Annotated in this window: 27 protein-coding genes, 2 tRNA genes and 1 riboswitch; of the genes, 14 read left to right on the plus strand and 15 right to left on the minus strand. The window is 29.9% G+C overall.

Annotated features, from left to right (window positions below; genetic code table 11):
- Positions 1 to 78: 78 nt before the first annotated feature.
- Both RSC72_RS11900 and RSC72_RS11905 read left to right on the plus strand, forming a co-directional pair.
- Positions 79 to 153: transfer RNA gene (locus RSC72_RS11900), tRNA-Pro, on the plus strand.
- A gap of 25 nt (positions 154 to 178) precedes the next feature.
- Positions 179 to 252, plus strand: a tRNA-Arg gene (locus tag RSC72_RS11905).
- Between the two features lie 767 nt (positions 253 to 1,019).
- Here RSC72_RS11905 and RSC72_RS11910 read toward each other — a convergent pair.
- Positions 1,020 to 1,271, minus strand: coding sequence for a hypothetical protein (locus tag RSC72_RS11910; RefSeq protein ID WP_332565919.1), 252 nt, complete (start codon positions 1,269 to 1,271; stop codon positions 1,020 to 1,022).
- Positions 1,272 to 1,420: 149 nt separating this feature from the next.
- Here RSC72_RS11910 and RSC72_RS11915 point away from each other — a divergent pair, with 149 nt between their 5' ends.
- The 7 genes from RSC72_RS11915 (at position 1,421) to RSC72_RS11945 (ending at position 7,039) form a co-directional block, all read left to right on the plus strand.
- A complete protein-coding gene (locus RSC72_RS11915; RefSeq protein ID WP_332546129.1) occupies positions 1,421 to 1,927 on the plus strand; it encodes a nuclear transport factor 2 family protein in 507 nt (168 codons plus the stop codon).
- Entirely contained in the window at positions 1,924 to 2,325 is a 402-nt protein-coding gene (locus RSC72_RS11920) for a hypothetical protein (RefSeq protein WP_332546128.1), read from the plus strand. The genes RSC72_RS11915 and RSC72_RS11920 overlap by 4 nt, the downstream gene beginning before the upstream one ends.
- A gap of 63 nt (positions 2,326 to 2,388) precedes the next feature.
- Positions 2,389 to 3,123, plus strand: a complete 735-nt coding sequence (locus RSC72_RS11925; RefSeq protein ID WP_332546126.1) for a lysophospholipid acyltransferase family protein — start codon at positions 2,389 to 2,391, stop codon at positions 3,121 to 3,123.
- 9 nt (positions 3,124 to 3,132) lie between these two features.
- On the plus strand, positions 3,133 to 4,134 hold the full coding sequence (locus tag RSC72_RS11930; RefSeq protein ID WP_332546124.1) for an acyl-ACP desaturase: 1,002 nt from the start codon (positions 3,133 to 3,135) through the stop codon (positions 4,132 to 4,134).
- A gap of 93 nt (positions 4,135 to 4,227) precedes the next feature.
- Complete coding sequence (locus tag RSC72_RS11935; RefSeq protein ID WP_332546122.1) at positions 4,228 to 5,565, plus strand: cytochrome ubiquinol oxidase subunit I; 1,338 nt, start codon at positions 4,228 to 4,230, stop codon at positions 5,563 to 5,565.
- 2 nt (positions 5,566 to 5,567) lie between these two features.
- Positions 5,568 to 6,575: a cytochrome d ubiquinol oxidase subunit II gene (locus RSC72_RS11940; protein ID WP_332546121.1), complete on the plus strand. Its 1,008-nt coding sequence runs from the start codon at positions 5,568 to 5,570 to the stop codon at positions 6,573 to 6,575.
- 47 nt (positions 6,576 to 6,622) lie between these two features.
- The gene (locus tag RSC72_RS11945) at positions 6,623 to 7,039 is read left to right on the plus strand and encodes a copper resistance protein NlpE N-terminal domain-containing protein (protein WP_332546120.1); all 417 of its coding nucleotides are present in this window, start codon (positions 6,623 to 6,625) and stop codon (positions 7,037 to 7,039) included.
- A 48-nt stretch (positions 7,040 to 7,087) separates the two neighbouring features.
- Here RSC72_RS11945 and RSC72_RS11950 read toward each other — a convergent pair whose 3' ends face one another.
- The 3 genes from RSC72_RS11950 to RSC72_RS11960 are packed head-to-tail and all read right to left on the minus strand — an operon-like array spanning position 7,088 to position 9,432.
- Positions 7,088 to 8,191 carry a glucosaminidase domain-containing protein gene (locus RSC72_RS11950; protein WP_332546119.1) on the minus strand — a complete coding sequence of 368 codons (1,104 nt, stop codon included), beginning with the start codon at positions 8,189 to 8,191 and terminating at the stop codon, positions 7,088 to 7,090.
- Positions 8,188 to 9,105, minus strand: a complete 918-nt coding sequence (locus RSC72_RS11955) for a 1-aminocyclopropane-1-carboxylate deaminase/D-cysteine desulfhydrase (protein WP_332546117.1) — start codon at positions 9,103 to 9,105, stop codon at positions 8,188 to 8,190. The genes RSC72_RS11950 and RSC72_RS11955 overlap by 4 nt, the downstream gene beginning before the upstream one ends.
- The gene (locus RSC72_RS11960; RefSeq protein WP_332578520.1) at positions 9,106 to 9,432 is read right to left on the minus strand and encodes a hypothetical protein; all 327 of its coding nucleotides are present in this window, start codon (positions 9,430 to 9,432) and stop codon (positions 9,106 to 9,108) included.
- A gap of 183 nt (positions 9,433 to 9,615) precedes the next feature.
- Between RSC72_RS11960 and RSC72_RS11965 the strand changes: the two genes are divergently transcribed.
- Positions 9,616 to 9,777: a DUF5522 domain-containing protein gene (locus tag RSC72_RS11965; protein ID WP_177190320.1), complete on the plus strand. Its 162-nt coding sequence runs from the start codon at positions 9,616 to 9,618 to the stop codon at positions 9,775 to 9,777.
- A 1-nt stretch (position 9,778) separates the two neighbouring features.
- Positions 9,779 to 10,513: a DUF2911 domain-containing protein gene (locus RSC72_RS11970; RefSeq protein WP_332546115.1), complete on the plus strand. Its 735-nt coding sequence runs from the start codon at positions 9,779 to 9,781 to the stop codon at positions 10,511 to 10,513.
- Positions 10,514 to 10,557: 44 nt separating this feature from the next.
- On the opposite strand, the gene RSC72_RS11975 is transcribed toward RSC72_RS11970, so the two are convergent.
- On the minus strand, positions 10,558 to 10,992 hold the full coding sequence (locus tag RSC72_RS11975; RefSeq protein ID WP_332546113.1) for a potassium channel family protein: 435 nt from the start codon (positions 10,990 to 10,992) through the stop codon (positions 10,558 to 10,560).
- Between the two features lie 176 nt (positions 10,993 to 11,168).
- Here RSC72_RS11975 and RSC72_RS11980 point away from each other — a divergent pair, with 176 nt between their 5' ends.
- The 3 genes from RSC72_RS11980 (at position 11,169) to RSC72_RS11990 (ending at position 13,634) form a co-directional block, all read left to right on the plus strand.
- The gene (locus tag RSC72_RS11980; protein WP_332546112.1) at positions 11,169 to 12,785 is read left to right on the plus strand and encodes a glycoside hydrolase family 10 protein; all 1,617 of its coding nucleotides are present in this window, start codon (positions 11,169 to 11,171) and stop codon (positions 12,783 to 12,785) included.
- Between the two features lie 131 nt (positions 12,786 to 12,916).
- The gene (locus RSC72_RS11985) at positions 12,917 to 13,504 is read left to right on the plus strand and encodes a zeta toxin family protein (RefSeq protein WP_332546110.1); all 588 of its coding nucleotides are present in this window, start codon (positions 12,917 to 12,919) and stop codon (positions 13,502 to 13,504) included.
- Positions 13,488 to 13,634, plus strand: a complete 147-nt coding sequence (locus RSC72_RS11990) for a hypothetical protein (RefSeq protein WP_332546109.1) — start codon at positions 13,488 to 13,490, stop codon at positions 13,632 to 13,634. Before RSC72_RS11985 ends, RSC72_RS11990 begins: the two co-directional genes overlap by 17 nt.
- 82 nt (positions 13,635 to 13,716) lie before the next feature.
- Here RSC72_RS11990 and RSC72_RS11995 read toward each other — a convergent pair whose 3' ends face one another.
- The 10 genes from RSC72_RS11995 to RSC72_RS12040 form a co-directional block, all read right to left on the minus strand.
- Positions 13,717 to 14,070: a hypothetical protein gene (locus tag RSC72_RS11995; protein WP_332546108.1), complete on the minus strand. Its 354-nt coding sequence runs from the start codon at positions 14,068 to 14,070 to the stop codon at positions 13,717 to 13,719.
- Between the two features lie 54 nt (positions 14,071 to 14,124).
- A complete protein-coding gene (locus RSC72_RS12000) occupies positions 14,125 to 15,120 on the minus strand; it encodes a pirin family protein (RefSeq protein ID WP_332565917.1) in 996 nt (331 codons plus the stop codon).
- A 90-nt stretch (positions 15,121 to 15,210) separates the two neighbouring features.
- Positions 15,211 to 15,456, minus strand: a complete 246-nt coding sequence (locus RSC72_RS12005; protein WP_332546364.1) for a hypothetical protein — start codon at positions 15,454 to 15,456, stop codon at positions 15,211 to 15,213.
- 46 nt (positions 15,457 to 15,502) lie between these two features.
- Positions 15,503 to 15,603: riboswitch (SAM-I-IV-variant riboswitch) on the minus strand.
- A 104-nt stretch (positions 15,604 to 15,707) separates the two neighbouring features.
- Positions 15,708 to 17,597 carry an ABC-F family ATP-binding cassette domain-containing protein gene (locus RSC72_RS12010; RefSeq protein ID WP_332565916.1) on the minus strand — a complete coding sequence of 630 codons (1,890 nt, stop codon included), beginning with the start codon at positions 17,595 to 17,597 and terminating at the stop codon, positions 15,708 to 15,710.
- 180 nt (positions 17,598 to 17,777) lie between these two features.
- Positions 17,778 to 18,452: a hypothetical protein gene (locus RSC72_RS12015; protein ID WP_332546362.1), complete on the minus strand. Its 675-nt coding sequence runs from the start codon at positions 18,450 to 18,452 to the stop codon at positions 17,778 to 17,780.
- A gap of 60 nt (positions 18,453 to 18,512) precedes the next feature.
- Entirely contained in the window at positions 18,513 to 20,312 is a 1,800-nt protein-coding gene (locus tag RSC72_RS12020) for an ABC transporter ATP-binding protein (protein ID WP_332546361.1), read from the minus strand.
- Position 20,313: 1 nt separating this feature from the next.
- A complete protein-coding gene (locus RSC72_RS12025; RefSeq protein WP_332546360.1) occupies positions 20,314 to 22,503 on the minus strand; it encodes an FUSC family membrane protein in 2,190 nt (729 codons plus the stop codon).
- Between the two features lie 64 nt (positions 22,504 to 22,567).
- Positions 22,568 to 23,734, minus strand: a complete 1,167-nt coding sequence (locus tag RSC72_RS12030) for an RsmD family RNA methyltransferase (protein ID WP_332546359.1) — start codon at positions 23,732 to 23,734, stop codon at positions 22,568 to 22,570.
- A 114-nt stretch (positions 23,735 to 23,848) separates the two neighbouring features.
- On the minus strand, positions 23,849 to 24,787 hold the full coding sequence (locus RSC72_RS12035; RefSeq protein WP_332546358.1) for a ketopantoate reductase family protein: 939 nt from the start codon (positions 24,785 to 24,787) through the stop codon (positions 23,849 to 23,851).
- 63 nt (positions 24,788 to 24,850) lie between these two features.
- A complete protein-coding gene (locus tag RSC72_RS12040; RefSeq protein ID WP_332565913.1) occupies positions 24,851 to 25,435 on the minus strand; it encodes a Crp/Fnr family transcriptional regulator in 585 nt (194 codons plus the stop codon).
- Positions 25,436 to 25,488 lie beyond the last annotated feature (53 nt).

The raw sequence follows: 25,488 nt of genomic DNA on the forward strand, positions 1-25,488 counted from the left end.
TGCTAATCTGTCATCGGGTAACCGATGCCAGGGTTCGAGTCCCTGTCTCTCCGCTTTTTTGAAATAAGAATTACACCTCGGGGTGTAGCGTAGCCCGGTCATCGCGCCTGCTTTGGGAGCAGGAGGTCGCAGGTTCGAATCCTGCCACCCCGACAAATTAAACCTTGTGTTTAGGTTCGGCCCAATAGCTCAGCTGGATAGAGCAACTGCCTTCTAAGCAGTAGGTCTCAGGTTCGAATCCTGATTGGGTCACAATCTAAAGAAAATCCACACTGATAATCAGTGTGGATTTTTTGTTTATTTCTACTTTAATATAATTAAATTCTTAGGTAAGTGTAAATCACCATTTTTAGTGAGATTCTTTCAGTAAAGTGTACTTATTTTTATTGAAATAAATTTTATGAATCAATCTACTAAGATCAAAATTTCAAGAATATTTTTAGGGCTTTTCGCCTATTTTTTTCTTTGTTTTATCTTTATAGTATCTACAAACAAAACTGAAGTAGTTACAATAGACTCTATTTTTATTGATATTTTAGGAAACTCAGGGCTGTTTTCTGTTATTTTATGTCCTTTGTTTTCGTTTATGGCAACTCTGTTTAATAGAGATAATAAGGATTTACAAATTGTTTTTGCATTTAGTTTGATTCCGCTTTTGTGGTTTTTTATTGAATTGGGAAATACTAATTTTGGATTTTAAATAAATTGTATGAATCAACCTACCAAAATCAAAATCTCAAGAATATTTTTAGGATTGACAATTTTTTTCTTTATCTGTTTTATTTTTATGTATAATATTGATGGAACTGAAATTGGAAGAAGTCAAAATTTTGTATTTCATTTTATAGCCATTACAGGGTTTGCATCTTTTATTTTATGTCCACTTTTTTCAATACTATCCATTATTTTTAATTATAAAAATTGGATGTTATATCTTGTATTACTTTTAAGTTTTATCCCTTTTTTTGGAATTTTAAAACTATTTGAAGGTGCTAATTTTGGAGGAAGTTTTTAGATTTTTATAAAATATTTTCTTTCCCTTTCTCACTCAATTGCTTAAAGTTAATAGCTGGTATATTTGGATTTAATTCTGACTTAAAATCGGAAACACTCGGTGTTTCAAAAAATTCTAAATCATACAAACCATCTTCTATTTGTTGAAATTCATCTGTTAATATATAAATTTTCGGAAAACTTGGTTTGCGTTCAATCTTCACTTTTTTTACATTATTCTGGTCTGTAAAAACGTCACCTTTCTTTGTATTTGCCATTGTTTGCGGATATTTTAAACAAATTTAAACCGATTATTTCATTTTTCTTAAAATAGGAACATCTAATTACATATTTCATTAATATTTTTCAATAAATCAATTTGGGTTAATTCAAAATATCTTTACCTTCGTTAGAAAGAAAAACCATCATGAAATCAGTATTTCCAATCCTTTGTGTTACAATTACCACTTTTGCAAATGCGCAATCTACTATAGAAATTCAACAATCAAAAATCAATCAAACCTTAGATGCTTATCATCAGGCAGCTGCAAATTCACAGTTTGATCATTATTTTACATTTTATACAAAAGATGCGATTTTTATTGGAACTGATCCGACAGAAAATTGGACGATGGATCAATTAAAAAGTTATACAAAGAAACCTTTTGAGCAAAAAAGAGGTTGGGTGATGAAACCTTTAGAACGTCATATCTTTTTTGATGAAACTGGAAATACAGCTTGGTTTGACGAATTGTTAGATACTTCGATGAAAATTTGTAGAGGTTCTGGCGTTTTGGTAAAAGTAGGAAATGAATGGAAATTGAAACAATATGTTTTGTCGATGACGATTCCGAATGATGATGTGAAAAATGTTTTGCAAGTGATTTCTGCTAAACAAGATGTATTATTAAAGGATTTAAAAACAACTAAATGAAATTAATAGTAAAATTAAGTTTAATTGTTTTCATTCTTGGATTAACGAGTTGTTTACCAACAAAAACAGTTACAGAACCAAAAACATCTGTTGTAGAAATAAGTGATTTGTCTGGGAAATGGTCTGTGAATCATGGTTCTGATTATATTATTTTTGAGGATACAACAAAAAAAATGGTTTTGAAAACAGCTTGCGGAATTATCTCAGGAGATTATACAAAGATTAATCAAGCTATAATTTTTAATCAATTAAAACAAGTGAGTGCTGATTGTGAAATTCCTCAAAATTTGATCGAAAATTTACGAAAAACAGCATATTTTAAGGTAAATTCTACAAATCAGATTACTTTTTATGATGAAAGCCATCAAGAAAAGTTAACTTTGAATATAAGTAAATAAACATCAAGTAAAATTTATTATGCTTAGCATAATTTTTTATTAAATTTGTCTAAATTTTTAACGTTGAAGAAGATTTTAAGTTACCCGTTATCTATTATATTTTATTTATTATATGGTTTAACGTTGTTGATTATGCATGTAGCGCAATGGTTATGTAATACTATTGGAGGATATCAAGCTCATCATAAAAGTGTAAAAATAATGAATGGTATTTTGGTTGTTTTAACGAAGATTTTAGGAACAACTTATACCTATTCTGGTCGAGAAAATTTAATTAAAAATGCACCTTTGATTTTTGTGTCAAATCACCAAAGTATGTTTGATATTTCTCCTTTAGAATATGATTTGGCTGAATATCATCCAAAATTTATCTCAAAAATTGAGTTAGGAAAAGGAATACCAAGTGTTTCATATAATTTAAGAAATGGAGGATCAGCGTTGATTGATCGAAGAAATGGAAAACAAGCTATCGAGGAAATAAAAAAATTAGCGCAATATATTCAGAAAAATAATTACTCAGCAATTATTTTTCCAGAAGGAACAAGAAGTGCTAATGGTGTTCCAAAATCGTTTAAAGAAAATGGATTGAAGGTCTTGGCAAAATATGCAAAAGACGCTTATATTGTTCCTGTTACCTTAAATAATTCATGGAAATTGTCGAAATATGGTAAATTTCCGATGTATTTAGGCGCAAAAGTAACGATACAATATCATAAACCACTGAAAGTAAGTGAATATAAATTTGATGAATTATTTGAACTTACTGAGCAAACCGTAAAAAGTAGTATAACCGCATAAAAAAGTAATATGTCATTAAAAAATGTTCGTCTGGAAGTAATGCAATTTCTTGAAAAAGATATTGATACTTACATGGATAAATTCTTAGTTCCAGCCGATAAAATTTGGCAACCAACCGATTTTTTACCTAATTCGCAAAGTGATTCTTTCTTTGAGGAAATCAAAGAATTGCAAGAACTTTCGAAAGATTTACCAGATGATTTTTGGATTACCCTTATTGGAGATACAATAACAGAAGAAGCTTTGCCAACCTACGAATCTTGGTTGATGCAAATGGAAGGAGTTGTTGATGAAGATGGCCAATATTTAGAAAATGGTTGGGCAAAATGGATTCGCCATTGGACAGGAGAAGAAAATCGTCACGGAGATGTTTTAAATAAATTTTTGTATCTATCAGGTCGTATCAATATGAGAGAAGTTGAGGTTTCTACTCAACATTTAATTAACGATGGTTTTGATATCGGAACGGCACACGATCCTTACAAGAACTTTGTTTATACAAGTTTTCAAGAATTAGCAACATACGTTTCTCACAACAATGTTTCTGCAATTGCAAAACAATATGGTGCGAAAAAATTATCGCGTATGTGTAAGATTATTGCAGGAGACGAAATGCGTCACCACTTAGCTTACACAGAATTTGTACGCCGTATTTTTGAAGCTGATCCATCAGAAATGATGAAAGCTGTACAATATATGTTCAAACTGAAAATTGTAATGCCAGCGCATTTCTTACGTGCATCTGGTGAAGATAGAAGTACTTTGTTTGATGCTTTCTCAGATTCTGCACAACGTATTGGTGTTTACACAGCCCACGATTATGTGGATATTATGCGTAAACTAATTGATGCTTGGCAAATTGATAAAATTTCAGGATTGAATGAAGAAGCTGAAAAAGCAAGAGATTTTATTATGAAATTTCCTGATAGAATGGAGCGTATTTCACAACGAATCGTAATTCCAGAAGCTGGACCACAATTCAAATGGTTAGTTCCTGCTACAGCGAAATAATCTAATTAAAATCATAAAAATAAGGCAATTCAATCATGAGTTGCCTTTTTTTATTCACTAACTTTAACAAAGAAATTATTAAATAAACTTCTTATGGACGATTTTATTGCTGCGCGAAGTCAAATGGCAATGTCGTTAGCCTTTCACATTGTTTTTTCATGTGTCGGGATGGTGATGCCTTTTATGATGGCGATTGCTCACTACAAATACCTCACAACCAAAAAAGAAATTTACAAAGGATTAACCAAAGCTTGGAGCAAAGGAGTTGCGATTCTCTTTGCAACAGGAGCAGTTTCTGGAACAATGCTTTCGTTTGAATTAGGATTATTGTTTCCTAAATTTATGGAACATGCAGGACCAATTTTCGGAATGCCTTTTTCATTAGAAGGAACAGCTTTTTTTATAGAAGCAATTGCCTTAGGTTTTTTTCTGTACGGTTGGGATAAATTCAACAAATGGTTTCATTGGATTTGTGGTGTAATTGTCGGAGTTAGCGGTTTAGCATCAGGAATTTTAGTTGTAGCTGCAAATGCGTGGATGAATTCTCCATCTGGATTTGATTTTGTAAATGGAGAATATCTTAATATTGATCCAATAAAAGCAATGTTCAATGACGCTTGGTTTTCACAGGCTTTACACATGACAATTGCGGCATTTTGTGCAACAGGTTTTGCAGTTGCAGGTTTGCATGCTTCATTAATTTTGAAAGGTAAAAATGTAAATTTTCATAAAGAAGCCTTCAAAATAAGTTCTGTTATGGCAATTGTTGCGGCAATGTTAGCGCCACTTAGCGGTGATATTTCCGCGAAAGATGTTGCAGAGCGTCAACCTATAAAGTTGGCTGCTATGGAAGCGCATTACAAAACTGAAAAAAGTGCTGCGTTTGTTTTGGGAGGAATTGTAGATGAGGAAAATGAAACAATTAATTATGCAATAAAAATACCAGGAGTTTTAAGTTTTTTGGTTCATTCAGATTTTAATACAGAAGTAAAAGGTTTGGAGGAATTTCCGAAAGATGAATGGCCACCAGTAGCAATTGTTCATTATGCTTTTCAGATTATGATTACATTCGGAATGTTGATGATGGGAATTGCAATAATTTTCTTAATTGCTCATTTTCTTAAGAAAGATTGGCGTACAAAACGTTGGTTTTACAAGATGTTTATGATTGCCACGCCTTTTGGTTATATTGCATTAGAAGCAGGCTGGACGGTGACAGAAGTTGGTCGACAACCATGGATTATTTATGGTATTATGCGAACAGTAGATTCTATTACGCCAATGCCAGGAATTCAATATTCGTTTTATGTTTTCACATTTGTATTCATCACATTATCCATTATTTTGGTGTTTTTGATGAATCGACAAATACAAATGGTGGCAAAATTATACGATCCAGAAGATCCTAATTATAAACCAGAAAAACATTAAGTATGATTTACGTAGTAATAGCATTTTTGTGGGTTTCGACTTGCTTGTATTTAATTTTAGGTGGAGCAGATTTTGGAGCAGGAGTTGTAGAACTTTTTTCGAAAAAAGATTTTAAAGAACGAACACAAAAAATTATGTACAATTCGATTGGTCCAATTTGGGAAGCCAATCACATGTGGTTAATCATCGCAATTGTTATTTTATTTGTTGGTTTTCCGAAGGTTTATGCAGATGTTTCCAATTATTTACACATTCCTTTGGTCTTAATGCTTTTAGGAATTATAGCGAGAGGAACTTCATTTACATTCAGAAATTATGATGTAATAAAAGACGAATGGCACAAATTGTATGCGGTAATTTTTACTTATTCTAGCGTTGTAACGCCAATGTTTTTAGGAATTATTGCTGGATCTATTGTTTCTGGTAGTATTGATGATAATGCAACTAATTTTTTGGATGCTTATATTTATTCATGGTTAAGTTGGTTTAATGTTTCTGTCGGAATTTTTACAGTAATTATTTGTGCATTTTTAGCATCGGTTTATTCTATTCAATCGGTTAAAAAAGAAGGAGATAAAATTAAATTAAGAAAAAGAGCAAAAATTTATACAACATTAATTTTTGTTGCAGGCGCACTTGTATTTCTTGTTTCAATTTGGAAAGAGATTCCTTTGTTTAATTGGATTACAGACCAAATTTATGGTTACATAGCAGTTGTATTAGCAACATTATCTATTCTATTATTAATCATAGATTTGAACAAAGGCAAAGATAAATTCACAAAAATTTATGGCGCTTTAATTGTCATGATGATTTTGTTTGCAGCATCTTATTCGCATTTTCCTAATTTGGTACTTTTCAAAGATGGTTCAACTTTATCTTTATTAGATGATTTCGGAGCAGAAAGCACTATAAATATGTTGGCTTGGGCATTATTATTAGGTTCAATATTTATTTTACCATTCTTTTTCTATTTGATGTATTCTTTTAATAAAAAACAAAAAATTTAATATTTTGGTACGTAACTTGTTTAAGAATAAAAGTAATATTTTTTTAAATGAAATCTTTTCTTCTTATTACCATATTTTCGTTGTCGCTATTCAGTTGTAGTTATAAAGATCCAGTTGCTAAATTTGAAATAATTAATAATGCTGGTTTTGTAAAAAATGAAAATAATCTTTTGAGCAAATATCAAGGAACAATCAAGTTAGATAATCAAGATCCTACGATTTATACTTTTTATTTTTATAAGGATAATACCTATGTTGTAAAAATAGATTACGTTAGTAAAAAAACGATCGATACACAAGAAGGAACTTGGATAACTGATGGTAATTTTTATGTTGTTTATGGTACAGATGCTTCCGCATATAGGTTTTTAGAAGAAGATGGAAATCTTAATTTATTGAACGATGATGGACATTTGTACAAAAATAATAATGGAGATAATCAATTTGTATTATATAAAAAATAAAGGAGGTCGGAATTTATTCCGACCTCCTTTATTTATATTTTTAAAGAATTAACTTCTCACTTTTGTTTTTAAATTTATACGTTGTCCAATTTTTGGTTGATCACCTGGCTCCATTTTATTTAATTTATACAAACTATTAATCTTGACGCCAAAACGTTGTGAAATCGTATACATATCATCTCCATTTTGTACTTTATAAGTAGTTTCAGATCCTTTTGTTTTCTTTTTACCGAAGAATACAATTTGTCCATCATATAATTTAGATCCCATTTGTATTTCATTAAAACTAGCCAAATCCGAAGGTACTTTATTATATGTTTTTGCAATTGTACCAATAGATTCTCCTGCTAACGCAACAATGTATGGTATATTATTTTTATGTCTTTTAATACGTAACGTAGGGTTTATTGGTCTCGTTTCGTATGTTACAGTTCTATTGTTAATTTGAGAATTATCTGGAACAGAAACAACATCAATAGATTTATTAGAAGCTAAAGAAACATTATTTTTTAATTCTTTCATTTCTTTTCTCTCTTCTCTATGTTCTTCTTTTTTATGTTGTTTTGAAGAATTATTAGCTAATAAATTATCGTCTTGATTATTGTATAAATGATATAATTTTGCATAAACTTCTTCTGTAGAAATTTTATCAAATTGATCTAAATTATATTTTTCAATTCTAGAAATTAATTTAGAAGCATAACTTGGGTCTGTTGCATAACCCGATTTTTTAAGTCCGTTTGCCCAAGCTTTATAATCTGTTTGGCTTAAATTGAAAAGAGCTTTATAATAAGGTCTTAATGCTAAAAATTTAGAATGATCACGGTAACTTTCTTCAACCGAACCATATTTTCTGAAACATTCGCCACGCGCATCATCATCATGATAAATTCGTGGCATATCATTTGGCCATTCTTCTGGACCTTTACATTTTATACCAAAATGATTATTTGCTTGATCCGCCAATTTACTTTGTCCGCCACCAGTTTCTAATAAACCTTGGGCAAGCGTAATACTTGCTGGTACTTTGTACAATTGCATTTCTTCTACAGCCAAAATCGCATGTTTTCGGATGTAAGAAACATCACGAGATTCTTGTGCTTGTGAGATAATTGATATAATAAAACCAAAAACTAATAATAATTTTTTCATTCTATAGTAATTTTGTTTTTCTTTTTTAATTGTTGGTTCATGCCTTCAATGCCTTGTAGACCACCGGTATGTACCATTAATATTTTAGAATACTCACTAAAATAGTGATTTTTAATTAATTCGAAAATACCAAAAACCATTTTTCCCGTATAAATCGGATCCAATTGAATTTGATTTGTTTGTTTAAAATAATTTACAAAATTAATTAATTCCTCCGAAACTTTTCCATATCCACCAAAATGATATTCATTAAAAATAGTGAAATTTCGCTTTTTTGTAAGATTTTCGATGTCATTTTGTATAAAATCTCCTTTTAAACTAGGAAAACCTAAAATTTGTTGATGAGGTTTTGCGCTTTCCATTAGTCCCGCAATAGTTCCAGATGTTCCAATTGCAGTTGCTATAAAATCATACTCAGTACAATTTTCATGTAAAATTTCTTTGCAACCTCTTATTGCTAAACTATTTGTCCCACCTTCAGGTACAACGTAACTATTTGGAAATTTATTATTTAAAGATTCAATAAAACTATTTTCTTCTTTTTTTCTATATTCTTCTCGCGAAATAAAATACAGCTGCATTCCACAATTTTTAGCAAAACGTAAAGTTGCATTTTCTTCAATTTTATTTGCTAATTCTTCTCCACGAATAATACCTATTGTTTCAAATCCATATTCTTTTCCAGCGGCAGCGGTTGCAGCAATATGATTAGAAAAAGCTCCACCAAATGTGATTATTTTATTGAAACCAAGTTTTTCAGCTTCTAAAAAATTATACTTTAATTTACGGTATTTATTTCCAGAAATTTCTGAATGAATTAAATCTTCTCTTAAAATGGAAAGCTGAATGTTTTGGGACGTAATTTTTGATAAATCAATCGGTTGAATTATGCTTTTATAATTATTCCAAATCATTTATATGTATTTTAAAAAATTATAGAACTTACGTTCTTTCAAATAATTAGGATTTTTTTCGTTTGCATAAGCTTCTCGCTCAAAACTAATATTGCGATATGCTTTGTGTTGATTTTTGTATTGAATTAATCGAAACAAATATTCGGTTAAATACCAAATGTAGAAAGGAATAACCAAGAGTTCGACTTGTTGTATAATATGTATAGTTTCGTGATTAATTAAGGTTTTATTTTCCTTCAATTTCGGATCTCTCAAAAAAATGAAAGGAAATAGTGTAATTCCAATAAAATTCTTTCGAAACAAGTGGCTCAAAACAACTACAAACATTGATATATTCTTGAATTTATTACAAAATTATAAATTATATCATTCAAAACATTCATTTTATAAAATTTTCCTCAAAACAATTTTAGATTTGACGTAACTTTATCAAACAAAATCCTAATTAGAATTACAAAAAAGGATTGATTTTGATTGAAATTTTATAACTATTTTCACATCAATTATAAAATGAAAAAGTTTGAAGAAGGAGATTATTACTTGTCTCCAGAAGGGTTTCGTATTTTTACAGCACAATATCTGAAACGTCGTGGATATTGTTGTAAAAGTGGTTGTAAACATTGTCCGTATGGATATGATAAAAAGACTGATAAGATAAAAAAGAAAGAATAATATGAAAATTACATCAACAATTTTAGCCGTATTGATTGGAAGTTGCGCTTTTGCTCAAATGAAATTTCCTGCTGTAAGTAGCCATTCTGAAGTTGAACAAAAAGTTGGTTTAACTGAATTTGAGGTTGAATATAATCGTCCAAATGTTAACGAACGTAAGATTTTCGGTAAATTAGTTCCTTATGGAGAAGTTTGGAGAACTGGAGCAAATGAAAATACGGTGATAAAATTTGATCAACCGATCAAAGTAAATGGTAAAGAGTTGGCAGCTGGTGAATATGCGTTGTATTCTATTCCAAATAAAGACGAATGGGATGTTATTTTTTATAAAGACACTAAAAACTGGGGGAATCCAAAAGAGTGGAAGGAGTCTAATGTTGCACTAAAAGTAAAAGGAGCAACGACGAAATCGAAGAATAATAAAACAGAAACATTTGAGATTCGTTTTACAAATGTTACACCTCAGAAAGCAGATTTAGTTTTGGCTTGGGAAAATACAACTGTTGTATTGAATATTGAAACAAATACGATTAGTACAGTTTTGAAAATGATCGGAGAGCAGTTAAATGAAAATTCTTCTGCACGTGATTTTTATAATTCTGCAAATTTCTACTATAATAATAAATTAGACCGTAATCAGGCATTGAAATGGGTAAACATTGCATTAGAAAAAGATGCAAATGCACCAGATTATTACAAAGAATTGAAAGAGAAATTAGAAAAAGAGAAATATTAAGAATCAAAAAATGCTACGAATTTTCGTAGCATTTTTTGATTAATTTATTTTGAGATATTCTTTTTCAGTATAATTTGGAAGTAAGAAAACATAAGTGCCGTAGACCAACCAACCATCATTATTCCATTTATAGCTTCTAAACCTGCCAAAATTTTCCAATCACCATTTATAACAACATCTCCATAACCGACAGTTGTAAAAGTAATTAACGAAAAATAAATAGCTTCTTTAAAACTATATAAATTATCAATATTTGGATTGAAATAAAAAGTCGCCGCCCAAATTGTACATTGTGCGCCATGCAATAAAGTTAAAAGCGAAACTGACAAAGATGTTTGAAATAAAACAGCCTTAATTGAAATTTCTCCCTTTTTAGAATTAAATTGATGTAAGTATTTCAAAGAAAAAACAGTGATTACTGATTGTAAAATAACATTGATACAAATAATAAGAACTCCAAAAAGAATAATAAGAAACATAAAAATAGACATTTTTGTAAATGTATTCTTTTCATGAAATTTTTCAAAGGAATAAACAGAAAAAACATCTTTTTAAGAAAGATTGAACATATAAATCATAAACAATCCATAAAAAGCAGTTTCCTATTGGCTTATTTCTTAATTTTGTAATTCTTAAATATACTAAACCCATTTTGATGAATTTGAAATTTAAATATATTGTTACTTTTTTATCTTTTGTTTTGATTACATTATCTTCTTGTAGTTCGAATAAAAGTTCCAAAAAAATTGTTTACAAAAAAGTAGAAACTACAACTCCAAAACCTTCTGAAACTAAGAAACCTTCTGAAACAGTTATTGCAAAAACGGAAACATCAAAACCCAAAGAAGAAGTTTTTAAAGTAACACTTCCAGATGTAAATCGCGAATTTCGTGCGGCTTGGGTTGCAACAGTTGCTAATATAAATTGGCCATCAAAAAGAGATCTTACAACGGCACAGCAAAAAGAAGAGGCGATAAAATTGTTGGATATGTTAGAAGCAAATAATTTTAATGCAGTTATTTTTCAAGTTCGTCCGGCTGGAGATGCTTTGTATAAAAGTAATTTCGAACCTTGGTCTTATTTTTTGACAGGAACCGAAGGTAAAGCGCCTTCGCCTTATTATGATCCGTTAGAGTTTTGGGTTGATGAAGCACATAAACGTGGTATAGAATTGCATGTTTGGTTAAATCCTTATCGTGCGCATCACAGTAGTGGAGGTCCAGTTACAAGCGAGTCGATGGTAAAAAAATCGCCAGAAAATATTGTTCGATTAAAAAATGGAATGTATTGGTTTGATCCTGCGGATAAAAAAACACAAGATCATGTATCAGAAGTTGTAAAAGATATTGTTTCGAGATATGATATAGATGGCGTTCATTTTGATGATTATTTCTATCCTTATGCCTCGTACAATGGTGGCGCAGACTTCCCTGACAACTCAACTTGGAATGTTTACAAAAGCAACGGAGGTTCGTTAACAAGAGCAGATTGGCGTCGTCAAAATGTAAATACAATTATAGAACGTATTTATAAAGAAATAAAAGCAGAAAAACCATTTGTTAAGTTTGGTATTAGTCCATTCGGAATTTGGAAACCTGGCTATCCAGCTGGAATTACAGGTTCTTCGCAATATGATGAATTGTATGCAGATGCAAAATTATGGTTAAACAAAGGTTGGGTAGATTATTTTTCACCACAGTTATATTGGCCAATTAATTCGACAGGTCAAAGTTTTCCTAAACTTTTAGAATGGTGGAAATCAGAGAATACGCACAATCGTCACCTTTGGCCAGGTCTTAATACCGTAGAAGTAAAAGTTGCAGATCGTACAACAGAAATTACAAATCAGGTAAAAATGGCAGGAGATATTTTACAAAATAATGTTGGAGTAATCCATTGGAGTATCGCTGGTTTGTCAAAAAATCCGTCGATGTTATCTTATCTGAAAGAAGGTCCGTACAAAAATAAAGCACTTATTCCGTCTATGAATTGGATTAAATCAGATCGTTTGGCGAAACCAAGTCTTTATATTAGCAAAACTTCTTCTGAGGTTGTAATGAATTGGAATGACAATAAAACATCTTCTAATGTTGCTAAATGGATTTTGTACACACGTTACAATAACGATTGGGAAACAACAATTATGGAAGGAACAAGATCTAAACAATCTATTTCTAAATACAAAGATGGTAAAAGCTTAAACGCAGTTGCTCTGAAAGCCATAGATCGCTTAGGAAACGAAAGTGATTACGTTGCTGAAAAGATTAACTAAGAATAATTTTATTTAAAATATAAATCCTCAACTAATTTTTAGTTGGGGATTTTTTTTGATTTGTATATTGATAGATTTCAAGTTGAAATAAAGTATTCAATTCCTTCAAAATTTAATGTAAATTTGTACCTATGGATGATAAGAATCTTTACATAATTGCAGGTTGTAATGGGGCAGGAAAAACAACAGCTTCATTTACAATTTTACCTGAGATTTTGGATTGTAAAGAATTTGTGAATGCAGACGAAATTGCAAAAGGACTTTCTCCATTTCAACCAGAAAAAGTTGCGTTTGAAGCTGGAAGAATAATGCTAAATCGAATTGATGAATTATTTAAGAATCAAGAAAATTTTGCATTTGAGACAACATTAGCAACTAAAATTTATAAACAAAAAATTAAGTTTGCTAAAGAAAATGATTATAATACTACCTTACTTTTCTTTTGGTTAAGAAATTCAGATTTAGCGAAAGAGCGTGTAAAAATAAGAGTAAAAGAAGGCGGTCATAATATTCCAATTGATGTCATCGAGAGAAGATACGTCAATGGAATTAAAAATTTGTTTGATATTTATTTAGAAATTGTTGACCAAGTTTTAATATTTGATAATTCTGAGGGGAAACCAATCTTAATTGCTGAGAAAAATTTTGAAGAAGAAATTGTAATTCATAACTTAGAGAAGTTTAATGATTTAAAAAATTATTATGACAAAAGAAGCTAAAAATATTAGAAAAACAAAGATCCTAAAAGGACTTGAAAAAGCGTATGAAAAAATGCTTGAGTTTAAAAAAGAAAAAAATAGCGAAATTGTAATTATTCGTGAGAATAAAATTGTAAAAATTAAGCCGTAGCCCGTTTAACATAAACATCTTGTTAAGATTCGGAGTGGCTATATATTAAAACACAAAATCCTCAACTTAGTTGAGGATTTTTTTATTTTCGTTTCTTCAAGATGTAGTAAAGCGCATCATCGTCATTTTCTTTTGACGTATAGGCAAATTGAAATTCATATCCATTTGATGACATAAAATTTAACGCATCAATCATCGAATTAAATTTTACAGCAATTCCACGTTCATCTTTTATTTTAAGACCATTTTTCAATGAAAATGACTTTGTATCTTGTCCAAAATCCAATCGAACATTTAGTTTTGTACTCAATCCGCGACCAGTTCCAATAATCTGTACATAATCTACATTAATATCTTTGATTGGAACATCATTTACAGTTTGAGAAAAGGCAAAATTACTTGCAAAAATTCCCAAAATAAGTGCTAATTTTTTCATTGATTTATTTTTGATAAAGATAGTTAAAAATAAATTTTTATAATTATAACCTCACTAATCTGCCAAAAAACCAAACTTACCAGCCTTATAATCTTCAATCGCTTCACGGATTTCGTCTTCCGTATTCATCACAAAAGGACCATAACTCACATAAGGTTCGTTCAAAGGTTCGCCGCTAAGCACCATTACAAGAGCATTTCGATTCACTTTTATCTCAATTGCTCCCTTTTCATTAGCTAATTGAACATAATGATTTTCAGGTACTTTATTACCATTTACTTCAATATCGCCGTCTACAACCAACAATCCAGAATTAAAATTTTCAGGAAGTTCAAAACTCACTTTAGCATCTTTTTTCAAATGCATATCGTACAAGTGAACTGGGGAAAATGTAGTCGCAATACCCGAAACGCCATTAAACTCGCCTGCAACCACAAAGACAGTTCCTTGTCCATCTGGCAGTTCTACTTTTGGTTTGTCTGTGTGGGTAATTCCTTGATATTTTGCAGGAGTCATTTTATGTGCCTTGGGCAAATTAATCCATAACTGTAACATCTCAAAAGCGCCTCCTTTTTGATTAAAGGTTTGCTCGTGATATTCCTTATGCAAAACGCCTCCACCAGCAGTCATCCATTGCACATCACCAGGATTTATCACACCCGAATTTCCAGCGCTATCATGATGAGCCACTGCACCTTTATAGGCAAAAGTTATAGTTTCTATTCCTCTATGTGGATGCACACCAACGCCGTGCGCAATATCAGACGGTGGAAAATTAACTTCCGCATTAAAATCTAATAAGAAAAACGGACTCATACGCTCCTCAAAACCTTTTCCGTTCGGATAAAAATTCATCACCTTAAAACCATTTCCTACCATATGCGTATTGGTTGGCGAGCAAACCATTTCCACACCTCTCAAACCATCTTTTTTAGGTTTTTTCTTATCTATTTTTTTGTCGTCATTATTCGTGATTGCACTTACAGAAATACCTGTGAAAGCCAATAAAGAAGTCCATAAAGAAGTTTTTATGAAGCTTTTTCTATCCATAATAAAATATTTTAATAAAAATACTACACTTTAAGAATAATAAACTTGATGTAGGTTAATTTCAGATAATTTTGAAGAATTTAAAATGTTTTACTCCAAATATTCTAATCTATTTTCAACCAAAATGACTTTGTGTTGAAGAGAAAATGTATTTCCTCTTTCTACTGTTGTACAATCAAAATTTCGGTATTGTAATTCATTGAATAATGTTTTTACGTAACATCTTCTTGCGGTATTCCATGCGCTAATTCCGACAGATTGATTAAAGCGTTCTATTAATTCATTGTCCGTTAATTCTCTGAATAAAGAGATAAATTCATTTTTTAGATTTTCCATTGTTTAATATTTTTTTAGAATGATTAAAACAACAGGATAGAGTGGAGATTAACCTTTTATTTGGCGGTTTGCCCTCATTCTATACCACCGTAGCAGGTTTACGCTCGGTTGGTGTTCTGTAATTTTCAGAAACTCCTGATGATTGATAGAGTAAATATAGTTTAAAAAGTTTAATCACCAAAATAAACTTCTAAATAATTATTATTGAAGGATATATTCATAAAAAAAGGAAGCAATTTGCTTCCTTCATTTTATTCTGATAACTCTAACCAGCGGAGTTCTTTTTCTTCAATTTCGTCTACAATAGCTTGTAATTCATCGCCAATTGTTGCGATTTTATCATACGCCAAATTTGGATCTGAAAGTAAGTTTGTTAACTCTTCTTTTTTTGCTTCTAAAGTAGGTAAAGCTTTATTTATTTCTTCTAATTCGCGCTGTTCTTTAAAAGATAATTTTTTTGATTTCGTTTCAGTTTTAATTGGTTCAACAATTTTTACTTCTTCTATAATTTCAACTTTTTCTATCTTTTTTGGTTCAGTTTCTGGTCTATTTTTATTGTCAATGTAGTATTCTGTGTACGTTCCCATGTATCGAGAAAGAATTCCTTCTCCTTCAAAAATCATTAGTTCATCTACCACTTTATCCATAAAATATCTGTCGTGAGAAACCACCAAAAGACAACCTTGATAACTTTCTAAGAAATCTTCTAAAACCGTCAAAGTAGGTAAATCCAAATCATTTGTTGGCTCATCTAAGATTAAGAAATTCGGATTACGGTATAAAATTGCTAATAATTGTAAACGTTTTTTCTCACCACCACTCAATTTTCCGATGTGTGTATGTTGTTGTTCTGGAGAAAATAAAAACATTTCTAAGAATTGTTCGGCACGCATTTCTTTACCGTTAGATAATGGAAAGAAATCTGCAATATCTTTCACAAATTCTATCACGCGCATATCTTCATTAAATTTTAAACCTTCTTGTTTAAAATGTCCAATGTTCAATGTTTCTCCACGTTCTATAATTCCAGAATCGGCATCTTCTATTCCTTCTAAAATGCGTAAAAAAGTTGTTTTACCAACACCATTTTTACCAACTAATCCAATTTTAGCTCCACGAGCAAAAATATAAGAGAAATCGTCAAGAATTTTTTTCTCACCAAAAGCTTTCGAAACATGTTCCATTTCGATGATTTTTTGACCCAAACGTGTCATTACCATCTCTAATTTTACTTTTTGATCTACAATTTTACGCTTTGCAGCTTCTTCTGTGTCATAAAAAGCATCAATACGAGATTTTGACTTTGTTGTACGCGCTTTTGGTTGGCGACGCATCCATTCTATTTCTTTACGATATAGATTTTTTGCTTTGTCAATTGTTGCGTTTTGATTGTCTACACGCAACGCTTTGTTGGTAATATATGTTTCGTAATTGCCCGAATGTACGTATAGCATTTTGTCCTCCATTTCTAATATTTTGGTACAAATTGCATCCAAAAAATAACGGTCGTGGGTTACCAAAATCAAAGTTTTATTTTCTTTGTTCAAGAAATATTCTAACCATTCTACCATTTCGATATCCAAATGGTTGGTTGGCTCATCTAAAATCAATAAAACATAACCCGCTTCAAAACTTAAATCAATTAAAAACTTGGCTAATGAAATACGTTTACGCTGACCACCAGAAAGCTTCCCGATTTTTTGATCTAAGAAATCAATTTTAAGTTTCGACAGAATTTCTCTAATCGTAGGTTCTACTTTCCACGCATCTAACAAATCCATTTTACTCATCAAATCCATTAATTCTGGATTTGTCGGATCATTTTCTATCATGTTGTCGTATTGATGAACAACATCTAAAACTTCATTAGAGTGATTGAAAATATATTCTTCACCTTTCAAATTTTCGTCAAAATCATCTGATTGATCTAACATCAAAATTTTAACACCTTTGTTTATACGAATATCACCAGAATCTGGAGTTTCTAATCCTGATAAAATTTTAAGTAAAGTAGATTTTCCACTTCCATTTTTTGCAACAAAAGCAATTTGGTCGCCTTCGTTTACATGGAAATTTACATCTTTGAAAAGGGTACGAATACCGTATGATTTGGTAAGATTTTCGACTGTTAGAAAATTCATTATTGAATGATTATGATTTATTGTTGATTAATTAAAAATCAACCTGTATTGATTAAAATTTGGAAAGCCAAAGATAAGATAATCTTATCTTAAATCCATATAAAACAAAATCCTGAATCTATTAAGAATCAGGACTTCCAAAAATTGTCAAATAAATTTGACCGCATAGTTCAATGTATTTTAATATTTATTATCAATGATTTCTAAGGTTTCGTTAAGAGATTCATTCAGTTTTATTTCAAGACTTTTTGTCGAAATTTTATTGGCAGCTTCATCTATATATTTTGTTCCACCAATGGTTTCACTGTATTTTAAGACTTTGTTTTTTAGGTCTAAAATATTAATATACACGTATGTTTTTGCAACATATTTTTGTTTGTCTTCTGGGTTATAATCTAAACCAGATTTTATATTAAGAAGAACCAAATCGTCTTGTTTGTAATTTTTATTTAACAAATCAAAATTAATATTTTTCAGATTTTCGTTGGTTACCAAATCTTTCGGAAAATCGGCCTTGTTGTATTGGTTGATAATATCATATTTATAATGATTTTCATTCAATATTTTGATTGATTTATCTTTAATAATTTGATTAATATCAAACGTAGAATTTAATTGATGAAGTTGATTTTTAATGTATTTTGAATCTATTTTTGTGTTTAAATCTTGAGAATTATGATCGAAAAAGCCCAAAGAATCAATATTTATTATCACGCCAATTTTACCAACAGGGACATCTAAAGCATTGTCGTATGTTTTGTTATTTTCTGCTAATTCGTTGTTAATTTCTTTCTTTGGTTCACACGATTGGGTGACGAAAGTAAGACTTGCCATTATTAAAAATAATTTTTTCATACTTAATGCTTTTATTCATTTTAAAGTTAATGATTATAATCGTTTAAAATTCAATTATTTTTAATAATTTTCTTCTTCGTCATCATCTAATGTTTTGGCTATTTTTTCTATGTTTAGACTTTTTGCCATTGCATCAAAAATTTCCTTGTAAGTTCCACTCATTTTATACACATCTTCGTGTACACCGTGCTCTACAACCTCGCCTTGTTTCATCACATACGTATAATCAGAATCTATAATTTGAGAAATACTGTGCGAAATAATAATTACTGTACGATTCTTTTTTATAGCATCTATACTGTTTTTAATTTGTTCTGTCGCAATTGCATCCAAACTTGCAGTAGGTTCGTCTAAGAAAATAATTGGTGGATTTTTAAGAAACATACGTGCAATGGCAATACGTTGTTGTTGACCACCAGAAAGTAACAATGCTTTGGATTGATATTGCTCTGGTAAATCCAAAATTTGATCATGAATATACGCTCTTTTTGCAGCATCTTCTATTTCGTCAAAAGTTGCATTGATATTTCCGTATCGAATATTTTCTTCGATTGTTCCATTAAAAATGTGATTTTTTTGAAGTACTAAACCAATATTATCTCGTAAATATTGTGTATCATATTCTTCTAAATTTATTCCATCTAAAAGTATTTTACCAGAATTTGGTTGATAAAATTTATCTAAAAGATTAATAATTGTACTTTTTCCTGCACCAGATAAACCAACCAAAGCCGTAATTTTATTAGGTTGAATGGTCATATTTATATTTTTTAAGGCTTTGTATCCATTTGGATAAGAAAAATCTACATTTTGAATTTCAAATTTCCCTTTTAATTCGGTTGGAATATATTTTCCAGATGATTCTACTTCTTCATTCGCATCTAAAATACCAAAAAAACTTTCTGAATAAATCATTGCATCATTCATTTCATCATAAATACGATGCAATTGTCGAATTGGCGCCGAAACGTTATTAAACAGAAGGATATGAAACATTATCGCACCAATTGTCATTTGTCCGTTAAGAACCAAATAACTTGTCAAAATAATGATAATTACAACACCAAATTGCTCTATAAATGATTTTAATCCATCAAAAATGAAACTTGTTTTACGCGTTTGCATTTGATTATCAGTCAAACTTTTTTGTAAATCAAGCTGTTTTTTACCTTCAATATTTTCGCGGTTAAATGATTTTATAACGGTAATAGAATCAATAATACTAATAATTCCTTGTGATTTTTGTTCTCTGAAACCTCTCAAATTTCTTCGCCAACCACTCAGTTTTTTGGCTTGTTGCTGTGTTATGATAAAATAAATCGGAACAATACAAAGACCAACTAAACCGACATAAAAGTTAGCGTTGAACATTAAAATTAGCGCAATAATAGAATTGGCAAAAAGAGGTAAAATATCAATAAAAAAATTCTGAACCAGACGTGTTAAGCTTTCAATTCCTCTATCTATGCGAGTTTGTAATTTCCCTGCTTGATTGTCTTGATTGGTGTAAAAAGCCATTTTATACGTCAATATTTTCTCGATAATGGCTTGTGATAAATCTTGAGAAACTAATATTCTTAGTTTTTCACCATAATATTTCTGTCCAAAACTGATAAAAGCATTTAAGATTTCTTTTGTTAATAAAACAATTGAAATGAAAGTGATGATTTTTAATCCTTCTTTTAAACCTTGTCCTACTTCAACTAAATCGTTAATTGAATCTACAGTATACTTCAAAATAACTGCATTGACTTGCGAAGTAAAAGAACCAAGCAAGGTTAGAAGCAGAGTTGCGACAACCAAAGAGCGATAAGGTTTTACGAATGGACGCAAATTTTTGAATAGGTTAGAGAGTGTCATTTTATGTGATTTTAGTATCTTTTAAAGGTTCGTCCGTTACAAAAACATGCCCAACTTTGGTAAAATCGTAAACTATTTCGTACAAATACTCTAACAAATCTTCTATTAATTCAGATTCATTTTGCAAAGCCTCTGTTTCAATTTCTGTATATGCTATTGTTTTCTCTTGAAATTGAATTGTCTTCATTAAATGATCCGTTTCATATTCACCATACAATCGAATATTTTGTAAGAGTAATTGAAGAATTTTTTTCATTAATCGGATATGTTCTGAAGTTAAAATAACAGAATTATTTTTCTTGATAATTTTAACTAAACCAACTGAATAGGAGACGAATGATTGATTGAAAATTGTAAATTTATTCAATTCTTTGGCATTTTCTTGTTTGCCTTTTGGTTCGGAAATTACGCGCTGAAACACGGAATTTATATTCGCCATTGCAATAAAAACATCTTTACGTGCTAACTTATAATCTGTTGTAGAAACATCATTATCGGCTAATTTTTTGAAGATTAGAAAGATAAATTCATAGTCAGCAATCAATGCTTTTTGAATATATTCATTCATACTATTTTTTTCCCAAGTAGGAAATATAATATAACACGAAATAAAAGCCATAAATCCACCAATTAGTGTGTCTACAAGACGTTCTTGTATAATGTAAATAGAATCTTTTTCTGAATAGAAACTAAAAGATATAAGAATATAAGCGGTTAAATAAAAGGTTCCGATGGCGTATTTTTGACGAATAAAAGTATAGGCCATTAACATAAAAAATAGCATTAAGACAAAACGAATACTATGTTGTGGAATGATCAATAAAATTAATATTCCAATTAATCCACCTCCAATTGTTCCTTTTAAACGTTGTAAATTTCGTTTTTTAGTGACGCTAAAACCTGGTTTTAGGATAACCAATACGGTCATCAAAATCCAATAACTATGATAAGTCATCGGAATGATAAAAGTGACGCCATAAGCCAAAATCATTACGATAGAGGAACGTAAAGCATGTCTGAAAATTGGTGATTTCAGATTGAGATGATCACGTAATTTTCGGATAGAATAATCGACTGTTGGTTGAAAATGTTCGACATGATCCAACGGATTTTTCTTTTTTTCGGTAAAAGAATCGTCGTAGAAGAATTTATGTATAAACTCAATTTTATAAACAATTTGTTTTAAATTGATATAAATTTTAGTTAAAACGATTGGTTTTTTGCCCTCTGCATACAATTCTTTTATAGCATCGTCAATTTTTTTTAATTCAACTTCAAAATCAAATGTTGGTTGTTTAGGTTTTTTATTTGAATTGATATGATAAGCTATCATTTTTAATTCATGCGCAATTTTATTCATCATATTATAAATCTTGCGCATCGCTTTTGTATCTCCGTAAACTTCGCGTATTTTCTTGTAATCGTATTGATTTGCTGTTATATTCTCAAAAATATCAATCAAATCTGAAAAGATAAATACAATAGATCGCCCGATCGGAGTTTGATCTTTTACTAATTTTTTATTTGTAAAAACTAACTCTCTAACTAAATTTTGTTTCTCATTTATGACAACATGTTCGTCAATCAGTTTTTTTATAATATCATCATATTCAGAATCTTTATCAAACATAGAGGCTTTAATTCTAATATATTCTGAAATATGAATCATCGCATCAGCCAAGTTTTGTTGCGCCATTCTGTACGGACGAAATGTACTGATTGCTAAACTAAAAATAGTGTACCAAACTGCACCAGCAGAAACAAATAATGCAATATGAAATGGACTAAATTCAGCTCTTAGATCATTCATATTCATAACCATAGTCATCATAACAACCATTCCAAGCGCACTTGTACGTTGTCCCCAAACTGTTAGCATATTTGAAAGGAATACAATAATTGTTAGGCAAATACCTAAGATAATTGGAAAACTATTGATGCTTTTTGTGAAAAATGATACAACGAAAATTAAAATAACCGAAAGCCACATTAGGTTTCGTCTTTCTTTAAATGGACCAGGAGTGTCCGTCATGTGCGCTAAAATAGCACCTAAACTTATTGTAACACCTGCATGTAAATCATCAAAAAAACTAGCAATTAAAGGCGGAATAACAATCGCTAGCGATGTTTTTAATCCGTCTGCTAATGCTTCGCCGAAGATGAAGTTTTCGATTGTATTTTTAAGTTTCAAAATATATTTTATTGGGATGAATGAATCGTTGTATAAAAATAGCACAACTTTTCGCCAAACCCAACTAAATACGAGAAGTTTTTAGAATACGAAAACCATCAATACTTTGTGTGAAAATTAAAGTTATATCGCCGCCATCTACAACTTTGAATTTCTTTTTAACAATATCAATTGGTTGATTATAATTTTTGACTAACACATTTGCTTTTATTTTTAAGAGTTCCTTTTTAGGATTATTGATATGACTTTCAATGCGATAAATTTTACCAGGAAAATTTTCAATAATTTTATCAGAAGTATACAATTGTGTATTTGGATGAAGTTTTATTAGATTAAATTTTTCACTCAAAAGTTTAAAAGCTCCAGTTTTAAGAATCGCTACATTTGGTTCGTAAATATAGTTCGCAATATCTCCAAATTTTGCATTTGCGTACTGTTCATCTTCATGTAAAAATTCAAATTCGGGCTGATTATTTTCTAAATTAATAGCTTTGATTAATGGATTTTTGGAAGAATTATTTTTATCTAAAACAAGTAGAAAATCTTTCACTTCATTTTTTAATGCAACAATGTGTATTTTACTAATGTTTTTAACTTGTTGTAGAGTAGAAGTGATGTCTAATAAAGGCGAAAGTTTGATGATTATTTTATCCGATTTTTCAAAAAAAATAGGAAGCCATTCTAGAATATTCGGTTCTAAATCTTCTAAAATAAACTTGCGTCCACCAGAATTTCTACGAGCTGGATCAAGATAAATTACGTCAAATTTTAACGTTGGATTTTTATCAAAAAAAGCCTGAAAAGTTCCTGTAAATGTTTCAAGATTTGGGGCTAAAATAGAAGCGTTATGCTTTACAATTTCACTTAATTCCTCATTCTGTTCAATATGATATACTTTATCAAATGATTTTGAAAAAGCCATTGTATCAATTCCAAAACCAGCTGTTAAGTCGACTAAGTTTTTACCATTAACTAAAGTTGCTTTATAATTTGCAGTAGCTTCAGAACTTGCTTGTTCCAAATTAATACTCGGTGGAAAAAAAATGTTTTCGGAACTGTACAGTGTTGGAAATTTATGTTTCGCAACTTGTAAACCTTTTAATTGTTGTGCAATTTCTGCGGGAGATATTGTAGAAAAAGGCGATTTTTTAAGACCTATCGATTTAATATCTTCGTGTTCTATTTTTTTTAGATAGTCCTGAAATTCAGGAGTTAAAACTGCACTATTCAATTTTGTTGTGTTTTATAAATTAATTTCGTCACTTCTATACTTTACATAATAAAAATAGAAGTGACGAAATTACGGAAATCAAAATAATTGATAATATTTTGAACGGAAAATAATTTAAATTTTTTGTTTTAATTCCGAATATATTTTCTCGGTAAAGGGAGTTGTAGTATTTAATTCTTTTCCATAATTGATAATTGCACCAGCAAATAATTCGAGTTCATTATTTTCTTTTTTCGAATTGATATCTAATTGCAAAGAAGTTGGTGTGTTAAAAGGAAAAGTCATCGCTTTCTCGAATGTACTCTCAATAATATTATCTTGAAGAATAATTCCTTTTTTATTTGCAATAGATTTTAACTCTACCATAATATTTGTGGCTTCTTGTTTCTGAATTTCATCTGTACAAACTGTTCCGATAGAAGAATTATATTTTGCAGTAACCAAACCAAAACTTGCAATAAAAATAAATTTTGTCCAAATATCTGCAAATGAATTTTCTTTATAATCGAAATCAATTTTACTATTTTGAAGTAAATTAATGATCCAATCTATATTTTTTGAAGAATGATTTGGGTCTTTACCTATAATTATTTTCCCAGCTTTACCTTTATGTTCAACAATTCCTTTTGCTTTTATATGTGACGCAACATATACGCAAGAGGGTAAAATTGTGTTATTCGGAATAATTTTTCGGATTCGGTCATAAATATCGGCTCCATTCATCAAAGGAAGAAGAATTGTATTTTCAGTAATAATACGTTGCAATTGTTTACAGACATTTTCTAAATCATATTCTTTCACACAAATTAAAATCAAATCTGGTTGATTTATTTCGCTAATATTTTGATAAACGAAGTTAGGTTTTGTTACACTTTCTGTATGTTCAGAAGAAAGTAGGGTTAGACCATTTTCTTTAACAACGGTGTAAGTTTCATTTCTTGCAACAAAGGAAATGAAGAATTCGTTAGCTTTTTCATTAAATTCATTAATTTTAAAACCAAAATATCCGCCAACTCCACCAAGTCCAACAATTGTAATCTGTTTTTTATTCATTGTGATTTATTTTGATAAAAATAGGATAATCGTTTTCATTTAAAATTGCCAAATGGCAAATAATTAAAATTTAACGATTTCTTTTCTAATTCTACTTAAAGAACTATTGGTAACACCTAAATACGAGGCAATGATTTTTAACGGTACATGTTGAAAAATATCTGGATGTTTTTCGAGTAAATTTAAATATCTAGTTTCAGCTTTTTGACTAGTTAATGCTATAATACGATCATTTAATTTATAATAATTTATGACAAATAATAGCCGACTGAATTCTCTGAAATCAGGTATATTGTGAAAATTGTTTTGAACATTTTCTAAGCTAGTTTCCCAAAAAGAACAAGTAGAAATAGTTTGGTAAATTTCTTTTGTAGGTTCTTTTTTAAAGAAAGATAAAAAATCATTTACAAAACATGGCGCATAAAAAATATTTGTCGTTACCTCTTCATTATCCTCATTTAGTGTGTAAGAACGTACATATCCTTTTTCTAGAAAATAAGTTTTAGTACTTATTGTATTTTGATCGATTAGAATTTTATTTTTATCTAATTCAAATTGACAAAAAGAGGTTGTTATTTTTTCAACAACATCATTTTCTATCGGAAATAAAGATTTGAAATAATTATTTATAATTGATTTATCCATCATAATTTACCTTAGTAAATGCTTGATTTACTTTTTAATGAAATATATAAGTATAA

The organism is Algoriella sp. (genome assembly GCF_036647415.1).
Taxonomy (GTDB): domain Bacteria; phylum Bacteroidota; class Bacteroidia; order Flavobacteriales; family Weeksellaceae; genus Empedobacter.